The organism is Rickettsia sp. TH2014 (assembly GCF_019249195.1).
In the GTDB taxonomy this organism is placed as follows: domain Bacteria; phylum Pseudomonadota; class Alphaproteobacteria; order Rickettsiales; family Rickettsiaceae; genus Rickettsia; species Rickettsia felis.
In genome coordinates this window covers 1-8,232 of the sequence record NZ_MXAX01000106.1, presented here as the reverse complement: position 1 = coordinate 8,232, position 8,232 = coordinate 1, and the positions used below count along the sequence as shown (strand labels likewise).

The following is an 8,232-nucleotide window of genomic DNA, read 5'->3' as shown; positions in this document are numbered from 1 at the left end:
TGCGATTAAAAATGGGAGGATTACCGTATATTGTTGCATGGCTCAAAAAACGGCTTGATGTCATCCCTGCGAAAACAGGGATCCATCATAAAGCAAGATAAATCGAGCTTTTAATTTCAAAAATTTGCTGTATTTATAATTTTTTTTCTGGATTCCCGCTTTCGCGGGAATGACATAAGAGCCATGCAACAACACTTTCAGTCGCTCGTAATGACGAGTTATTTTAAGGATTCACTGCCAGCTTATATTTTAGATTTACAAGTTTTATATGACAATTAACACTACATTTAGTGTTTTTTGTAACTTTAGTAGATGAAGATTTTTTAGAGTTTTTAGCTAAAGTTTTACTTTGTGGTTTTTTTAGATTAATATTTTTTAGAAATTTCTCAGTTTCATTAGGTAAATATTCTATTTTTACTTTAGTTATACCTTGATTTTTAAATGCTAAAATTTCGGCTGCTTTTTGAGAAACATCTATTATACGATTTTTCTTAAAAGGGCCTCTATCATTAACCATTAAAATTACTGATTTATTATTGGCTTGGTTGGTAACTTTAACTAAGCAAGGAAGCGGAAGAGTTTTATGTGCGGCAGTTAATAAATTTTTATTAAATCTATCACCGTTAGCTGTTTTTTTACCGTGAAAACCGTCTTTACGTCCCCCGTACCATGAAGCATAACCTGTTTCGGTAAAAGATTTAGGACTGTGAGGTTTGTAAGTCTCTCCTTTTATTTTATAATTTTTTCCAACTTTATAATGTCCTTTATAAGTTAGATTATGAGGATCATCTTTTGATAATTCTTTGTAAGAATATTTATGAGAATAAGGTAATCTTTTTGAGGTATTGCAACCACTTAGACAAAAAATCAATAAAAAAATTAATACAATAAGTTTATGGTGTCGTATCATCATCATGCTTATTAAAATTATCCATTATTTTAGCGTAACACACAACTTTTTCAACACCTTTTATTTTTGATGCAATAGAAGCAAGCTTTTCTAGCTCTTCTTCTGATCTTGCAACTCCAAATAAATAAACAATATTATCTATAGTTAAAATAGTATAATTAGCAAATTTAATGTCTTTTTTGACTAAGTTTTTAGCTTTAATTTGCGTGGTTATCATACTATCTTTAGTATATTGGGCTAAGTCAAAATGATTACTATTTTTATTTACTTTCAACTCATTAATAACTTCTTTTACGCCTTTTTGATTCCAAGCAATTTCTACGGCTTTTAACACATCAGATTCTTTTTGAATATTTCCTGTTAATAATACTCTTCCTTGTGATACTTCAACCTTTATTTTAGCTCCTAAATCTCTAAAATTATTTTTTACTAAGTCAGCTTTAATACCGGCAGAAATCCTTGAATCATTTAATGTTTCAGACATTGGTTGATCTTTTGAAGCAACAATACCGGTAGTGGTTGCTGCGGTAAAAATAGCAGGTAAACAAGCAGATAGACTAAAAGAAAGAGCTATAAAAATTAGAACTCGTAACATCATAATAATAATACCCTACGATTTTTAAAAAGATTATATTTGTTTAAGAATTAACTGTTTGTTTATGTCATTCCCTATAGTACCGGACCTTGTTGCGTACATACCGAGTCGTCATTGCCCGCGTGGATATCTAATCGTCAGTGCGAGGAGCGAAGCGACGCGGCAATCCAGAAAAAATAATAAAAAAAATTCTGTAAATCAGAATTTTTAACTGGATTGCTTCGTCAAATTACTACGTAATTCTTCTCGTAATGACGAAAAGCAGGTTTACGCAATAATGCCACGCGGTAATGATATAGAGTAAAAATAGCAAGGTATTATATCTTGCTATCCGGTAATTTATTCTTTAATAAAAGAGGTAATTGCAGTAAAATGAATATAAAAGTAATAGGTATTACACCGAATACTTTAAATTTCACCCATGTTTCATCTGAGAAATTACGCCACACTATTTCATTAACTACAGCCATAAAAAAGAAAAAAGTCGCTGTTCTATAGCTTAAAGTTATCCAGCTTTCTTCTTTAAGGCGTACTATACTCTCTAAAGCATATTTGATAAAAGGATTTTTTCTTATACCGCTCATGAGAAATATTATTCCAAAAATAACATATAATATAGTAGGTTTGATTTTTATATACATTGAATCACCGCTAATTAAAGTAATGCTTCCCGAAACTAATAAAACAGTCGTAGAAATAATAGAAAGCTTGGATACTTTCTTATCGATAACATAACAAAGGGTAATACAAATAACAGAGGTAATAAGCATATAAAGAGTAGCGTTTTGTATACCGCCTCCATAAAAAAAGCCTGCAAAAAATGCTATTACCGGACCAATTTCTGATAAAAGTTTTAACATATTTAATTTAATTATTCTCTTTGATAAAATTAATTTGATTCATTTTTTTTGTACTGATATTAAGTTATTTTTGGAATATCTTAATTTTATTTGTATGAAAATATTTATCAGTAATATAGTAGTAAAATAGGCAAGTACTTGTAGCCCGTTAGGTCTTGCAATATAACCGGTAACAATATGTAAGATTTTACCTATCATACTTCTATCTGCCACTAACCATGAACTATCCCAAAGTTGATCGGATAAAAACATAACTAGACCGGAAGAGGTTAAAATACCTGCAGCACTTGCTGCAAATCCGCCTGCTATTAACATTAATAATACAGTAGAGATTTTAAAAATATATTTTTGATTAGTAATCTTAATTAAACCGAAATATATTACTAAACCAAGTAAGAAGCCACTTGTAGCACCTATTATCACTCCTTGCAAGTAAATACTGCTTGATATTGTTTCAACTGAAGATATACTATATACTAAAATAATAATTTCTGCACCTTCTCGTAATATGGTAGTGGCAACTAAAAAAACCAACATGAAATAACTGGCGTTGCCTTCATGAATTTTTACTGATAAGTCGTTTATATGTTGCTTTACTTTTATACCGTAACCTTGCATCCATATTATTGTCCAGCTAATCAGAATTGTTATTAGTATCATAATGCCGGAATCGAATAGCTCGTCGCCTATTCCGCCAAAAGATAAAGATAATTTACGGGTAAAAAATGCAAAAATTGAAGCAAATACTACTCCAAGCATCACTCCGGCAATTATATAAAGACGAGATTTTTCTATTTGTTTTGTTACGGCGAGTATTACACCAAGTAATAAGGATATTTCTAAACATTCACGAAACACTACTAAAGCAATTTTAAACATATTTTTTATCTAATCATTAACAATTATAATACCCTGAGCCGTATCTTGATGAAAATCCCCAAAAAATTCATATTTTCCGGGTTTAAGCGGTGCAAGTATAATATTTATTGACTCATTCGGCATCACTATTTTTTCACGATGTAAATCATGACTTTCAAACTCCTCTACTGTATCATCTTCATTATGAACAATTAACCTTATCTTAGTAGATTTCGGTACTTCAACTATATTCGGAACAAATTTATGATCTTTTATAGTTATCTTTACTTCTAATATATTATCATTTGTTTTATTATCGGAACTCTTATTTGTAGAGATATAAATAATTACTGCTAAAAATATCAAACCTACTAGTATAATAATATTTTTGTTTTTTTTAATAATTTCCATACTAAACTCCTAGCTTAATTAAAGTTTAAAGTAAGATTCTTATATACTCATTTAATTTGAGTTTTAAATTTTTAATAATTACAAAATTTATCCTGCAATTTTTATTAATGCTATAAGATATACAATTATTATCATTATGACAAGGATAGATAATAAAATATAATTTTTTTGTTTTTTATTATCCGATATTTTAGTTTGTTTCATATTTATTTAATTTTGTTTAAAATCATTAAGTTCAAGTAAAAGATATTCATTTATCGGTAATGATTCATGAGAAATAATTTTATTTATATTAGAACCTAAGGCTTTAAAAGTTTTGCTTTCGGCAATAACACTGCGTGTTCCAACCGTTACTTTACCTTGTAAGGCGTAAGAAAAAATTAAAGGATATGTAATATCGCCGATTTTCATATCTATTTGTTGTCCTTTTGCTTTAGAATCATATAGTATTTTACCGTTTGATAAACGAGTAATTTTAGCATTAAAGCTTACTTTTTCACCGCATAATAAAGGAACACGATAAGCTATCTCATCGTCATAAATTTTTACTGCATTATTTTTGACAAAATTTTGCGGTAATATGGATTTTAAAATTACATTTACTTTGTAATTATAAGCATCATCGAAGATAATATTATTACTATTATTAACGGCATATTTTGCCGGAATAATAGCTTCTCGTGCTTCTCCTACCATCATACCGATTATTACATTATCTAAGCCAAGCATTACAGGAGCAGAGCCTAAAGTAAAAGTTTTAGTATCTTCAGATATTAAAGTATTGTTCATATCTGATATTTGATAAAATACGGTAACTACATGTCCGCAAGAAGCGGGACCGATATTACCGCTACCGAGCGTATTAATTTTAAACAGTGTTTTTACTAAATCCTTACGTACTTCAATAGTGTAATCATTAGGATTAATAGGTCCATTTAACGGTTGTAAAATATTTTCAAAAAATGCTTTCCCTTCTTCGGTTTTAAGAGCATTTATTACTATTTTTGAAACCGTACGTTCAAATAAATTACCGTTTAATGAAATAGGGGGTTCATTATTTATACTAGTTTGGTTTTCATCGGTAGATGAATTATTTGAAGCCGTTTGCTCTATAGTTGTAGGATTATTGTTGTCGGGAGATATTGTGAACTTTACTATATTGTAAAGTATTAGGATTACAATTATTAAAGATAAAAATTTTTGCATATATATTCGTTTAATTTGAAAAATTCGCTACAGCTATTTCAGAAAGCTCAATACAAGCAAATTTTGCAGAACTCGCCTTTGCTCACGTATTACTATAACAATCAATTACTTAATAATCAAATGAGAATAAAAATAATTTGATTAATATCAATAATTGATTTAAGTTTAAATGCAGAATTTTATAAATATAGTGGTGAAAAGTGAAAAAATTTATATTTTGTTTTTTATGTTTATGGACATTAAACATATTTGCTGCTTCTAAAACTTACCCTAATAAGCTTAATCGTTGTAAAATTACTAGAAATATATTTAATGATTATGAACCGAAAGTTTTTGAGACTACTAATAATTTATTACGTAAAACAGGAAGATTATCAAAATTTTACGGTGAAAGGATATTAATTAAAGGAAAAATATTAGATCAAAATTGCGTACCGGTTGCAGATGCTAAAGTTTATTTATGGCAAGTAGGAAGCGGAGGTAAATACCCTTATGAACCTTTAAAAACTAGAGTGGATAAAAGAAGATTTACAAGTAAAAGCGATTCAAGCTTTACCGGTTCCGGTATTGCTACTACTAATAATAAAGGAGAATATTACTTTATTAGCATGTTGCCTTATAAATCTTCTCGTTATTTGAGAAGTGCGAACATAAGAATAGAGCATCCCAGTCTTACTACTCTTGAAACACGCTTAGACTTATCTGATAAAAATATGTGTGATAATGAGTGCGGTGAAGTAAATCCGATATTAATCGAACCGCAAGAAAATATACCGTCTTATTGTTTTGATTTAGTATTACAAGGTACGACACTGAAGAGGTATTGATGCAGTACGTCATTGCGAGCGACCGTAGGGAGCGTGGCAATCTCAGGATACTTGACGAGATTGCCGCGACGTTGCTAACGCAACTCCTCGCAATGACGTTTTGCCTCTTTTCCAGGTGCTTCTAAAGGTTTTTTTATACCACAACTACATAATGTAAGTGCTAATACGAATAAATAAAATATTTTCATTACTATAAATTATTATATGACCTTAAGAAGTTATAATAAATATCTTATATATATTATAGTGTTTTTATTATCTACAATAATTTTTATTTCTAAAATTTATGCTAAGCATCAGGATAAATTAGAATTTTTAAGAGGCTCAAGCGTTCCTGATAATATAATTTTTTTTGATGAAGAAAAAAATCAATATGCTCTTGATCAGTTTGAAGGAAAGACTATATTGTTAGTGTTTTGGGCTACTTGGAGTGCTCCTTGTGTCAAAGAAATGCCTGACCTTGATATGTTGCAAAAAGATTTTAGGAAATTACCTTTTTCAGTAATTCCGATTTCAGAAGATTATCAAGACATAAAAATTGTTAAAGAATATTTTAAAAGCTATCAAATAAGATATTTGCCGATTTATCATGATTATAGAAATGAATTATTTAAAGCCTTAGGGGTTGTTAGCTTACCGACTAGTATATTAATAGACCCAAACGGCAAAATAATAACTAGCTTTGTCGGCAATACAAATTGGTATGACGAAAAAGTTAGAGATACTATTTTATCTGCCATTCCTGGAAATTATCCTGAACCTAAAAATAGTTATAACGAGCAATCTCTGAATAAACCGGCTAAGCCTTTGCCGCCTGTAAAAAAAGATGCTATAGTAACTCCAAATAAATAGACGAAGCTCAATTTGGAAAAGAGCAAGGAGGCTGTAAGCCGAGGCGAGCTGCGTATACTTAATACGTGAGGACCGGAGGAATGATAAAGCGACGAAGCCAATTTTTTAAATTCAGCGAGTATATTAAATTAAAAATGAGCAAAATCAATGAATGAAGTAAATAAATCAACTATGGCGAATGCAGAATTTGATCAGATAATAACCAAACGGCAGATAAGTAAATTAGATCAGTTATTTTCTTCGGTTTTTGGTGATTCTAAAGAAGTGATTGCCGTTTTACGCCTTAGCGGTGTTATCGGTAAAGTAAGTACTATGCAATCGGGACTTACTTTAGAATCATTAAATGAACTAATAGAAAAAGCTTTTAAAATAAAGAAATTAAAAGCATTATGTTTAATTATTAATTCTCCTGGCGGTTCTCCGGTACAATCTGAACTTATTGCGAAACGTATTCGTGACCTTGCTAAAGAAAATAAAATAAAAATTTATAGTTTTATTGAAGATATGGCAGCTTCAGGCGGATATTGGCTTGCTTGCAGCGGTGACTGGATATATGCTTCTTATAGTTCGGTTATAGGTAGTATAGGAGTAGTATCAAGCGGATTCGGATTCCATGAAGCGATTAATAAACTTGGAATAGAGCGTAGAGTTTATACGGAAGGAAAAAATAAAGCAATTTTAGATCCTTTTAAACCTATTAATAAAGAGGATCTTAAAATTATCAAAGATTTGCAAAAGCAGGTTTACGAGCATTTTGTAGAATATGTAAAAACAAGAAGAGTAGGGAAGTTAACACAGCAAGACGAGATTTTATTTAACGGTGAATTTTGGGCAGGACAAACGGCTCTTGATTACGGTTTAATTGATGGCATAGGTGATATGTATAGCGTAATGAAAGAAAAATTCGGCGATAATATTAAGTTTCAATATCTGTGTGCTAAACAGCCTTGGCTTAAAAAAAAACTTGGCATGGGAAGTAAGATATTAACCGATAATCTTGCTAATTCTTTAATTGATGTAGTAGAAAATAAAATTGTTAACGATAAATTTGATATAAGGTAGTATGACTATAACGCAAGTTAAAATTAAGAAATTAGAAAATTTTTCAGGTAGTTTGCCGGAATATGCTACAGAGCATAGTGCGGGGATGGATTTAATAGCCGCAAATGAACAACCTATAACAATAAAAGCAGGTGAAATACAGCTAATTCCAACCGGCATTGCTATAGCACTGCCAGACTCTTTTGAAGCCCAGATACGACCTCGTTCGGGGCTTGCCGTTAAACACGGTATTACGGTTGCTAATTCACCAGGTACTATTGATGCAGATTATCGAGGTGAAATAAAGGTGATTCTTATTAATCTCGGTAAAGAAGATTTCGTTATAGAAAAAGGGATGCGAATTGCTCAGATGATAATCGCAAAGTACGAACGTATATTATGGGAAAAAAGTAGTAGCCTTACGGAAACGATGCGTGGTAGCGGTGGCTTTGGTTCTACAGGTGTTTAAGAGTTCTAAAAACGTCATTGCGAGCGGGTATTGCCCTAATCGTCATTGCGAGCGACCGTAGGGAGCGTGGCAATCTCATGAGGTAATATAAAATTCTTGAGATTGCTTCGTCAAAATTTTCATTTTTTTCCTCGCAATGACGACTCCAGTATCCATGCAACAAATCATAAAACTTATGGGTCGTGCCTCCGTATTGCAGTTTA

At 30.9% G+C, this 8,232-nt stretch carries 10 protein-coding genes and 1 pseudogene; 4 read left to right on the top strand and 7 right to left on the bottom strand.

The features are described from left to right. Nucleotides 1-223: 223 nt before the first annotated feature. The 6 genes from KYQ89_RS01945 to KYQ89_RS01920 form a co-directional block, all read right to left on the bottom strand. Nucleotides 224-871: a septal ring lytic transglycosylase RlpA family protein gene (locus KYQ89_RS01945; RefSeq protein WP_256621191.1), complete on the bottom strand. Its 648-nt coding sequence runs from the start codon at nt 869-871 to the stop codon at nt 224-226. A 22-nt stretch (nt 872-893) separates the two neighbouring features. Further along, nucleotides 894-1,508 carry a BON domain-containing protein gene (locus tag KYQ89_RS01940; protein WP_218460178.1) on the bottom strand — a complete coding sequence of 205 codons (615 nt, stop codon included), beginning with the start codon at nt 1,506-1,508 and terminating at the stop codon, nt 894-896. Nucleotides 1,509-1,822: 314 nt separating this feature from the next. Continuing rightward, a complete protein-coding gene (locus KYQ89_RS01935; RefSeq protein ID WP_218460177.1) occupies nt 1,823-2,365 on the bottom strand; it encodes a septation protein A in 543 nt (180 codons plus the stop codon). Nucleotides 2,366-2,404: 39 nt separating this feature from the next. Then, on the bottom strand, nt 2,405-3,244 hold the full coding sequence (locus KYQ89_RS01930; protein ID WP_218460176.1) for an FTR1 family protein: 840 nt from the start codon (nt 3,242-3,244) through the stop codon (nt 2,405-2,407). A 9-nt stretch (nt 3,245-3,253) separates the two neighbouring features. Then, nucleotides 3,254-3,634 carry a cupredoxin domain-containing protein gene (locus tag KYQ89_RS01925; RefSeq protein ID WP_218460175.1) on the bottom strand — a complete coding sequence of 127 codons (381 nt, stop codon included), beginning with the start codon at nt 3,632-3,634 and terminating at the stop codon, nt 3,254-3,256. Nucleotides 3,635-3,844: 210 nt separating this feature from the next. Beyond that, entirely contained in the window at nt 3,845-4,840 is a 996-nt protein-coding gene (locus tag KYQ89_RS01920) for an FKBP-type peptidyl-prolyl cis-trans isomerase (protein WP_218460174.1), read from the bottom strand. A 200-nt stretch (nt 4,841-5,040) separates the two neighbouring features. On the opposite strand from KYQ89_RS01920, the gene KYQ89_RS01915 reads away from it, so the two are divergent. The 4 genes from KYQ89_RS01915 to dut all read left to right on the top strand — a co-directional run bounded on the left by KYQ89_RS01915 (nt 5,041) and on the right by dut (nt 8,029). Continuing rightward, nucleotides 5,041-5,667, top strand: a complete 627-nt coding sequence (locus tag KYQ89_RS01915; RefSeq protein WP_218460173.1) for a dioxygenase — start codon at nt 5,041-5,043, stop codon at nt 5,665-5,667. Between the two features lie 204 nt (nt 5,668-5,871). Next, nucleotides 5,872-6,519 carry a TlpA disulfide reductase family protein gene (locus tag KYQ89_RS01910; RefSeq protein ID WP_218460172.1) on the top strand — a complete coding sequence of 216 codons (648 nt, stop codon included), beginning with the start codon at nt 5,872-5,874 and terminating at the stop codon, nt 6,517-6,519. Nucleotides 6,520-6,666: 147 nt separating this feature from the next. Then, nucleotides 6,667-7,581, top strand: coding sequence for a S49 family peptidase (locus tag KYQ89_RS01905; protein WP_218460171.1), 915 nt, complete (start codon nt 6,667-6,669; stop codon nt 7,579-7,581). Nucleotide 7,582: 1 nt separating this feature from the next. Continuing rightward, a complete protein-coding gene (dut, locus tag KYQ89_RS01900; RefSeq protein WP_218460170.1) occupies nt 7,583-8,029 on the top strand; it encodes a dUTP diphosphatase in 447 nt (148 codons plus the stop codon). Here the strand turns inward: dut and KYQ89_RS01895 are convergent. Next, nucleotides 8,016-8,232: pseudogene (locus KYQ89_RS01895) on the bottom strand (hypothetical protein); the annotation flags it as partial. The gene dut and the pseudogene KYQ89_RS01895 sit on opposite strands and share 14 nt — an antisense overlap.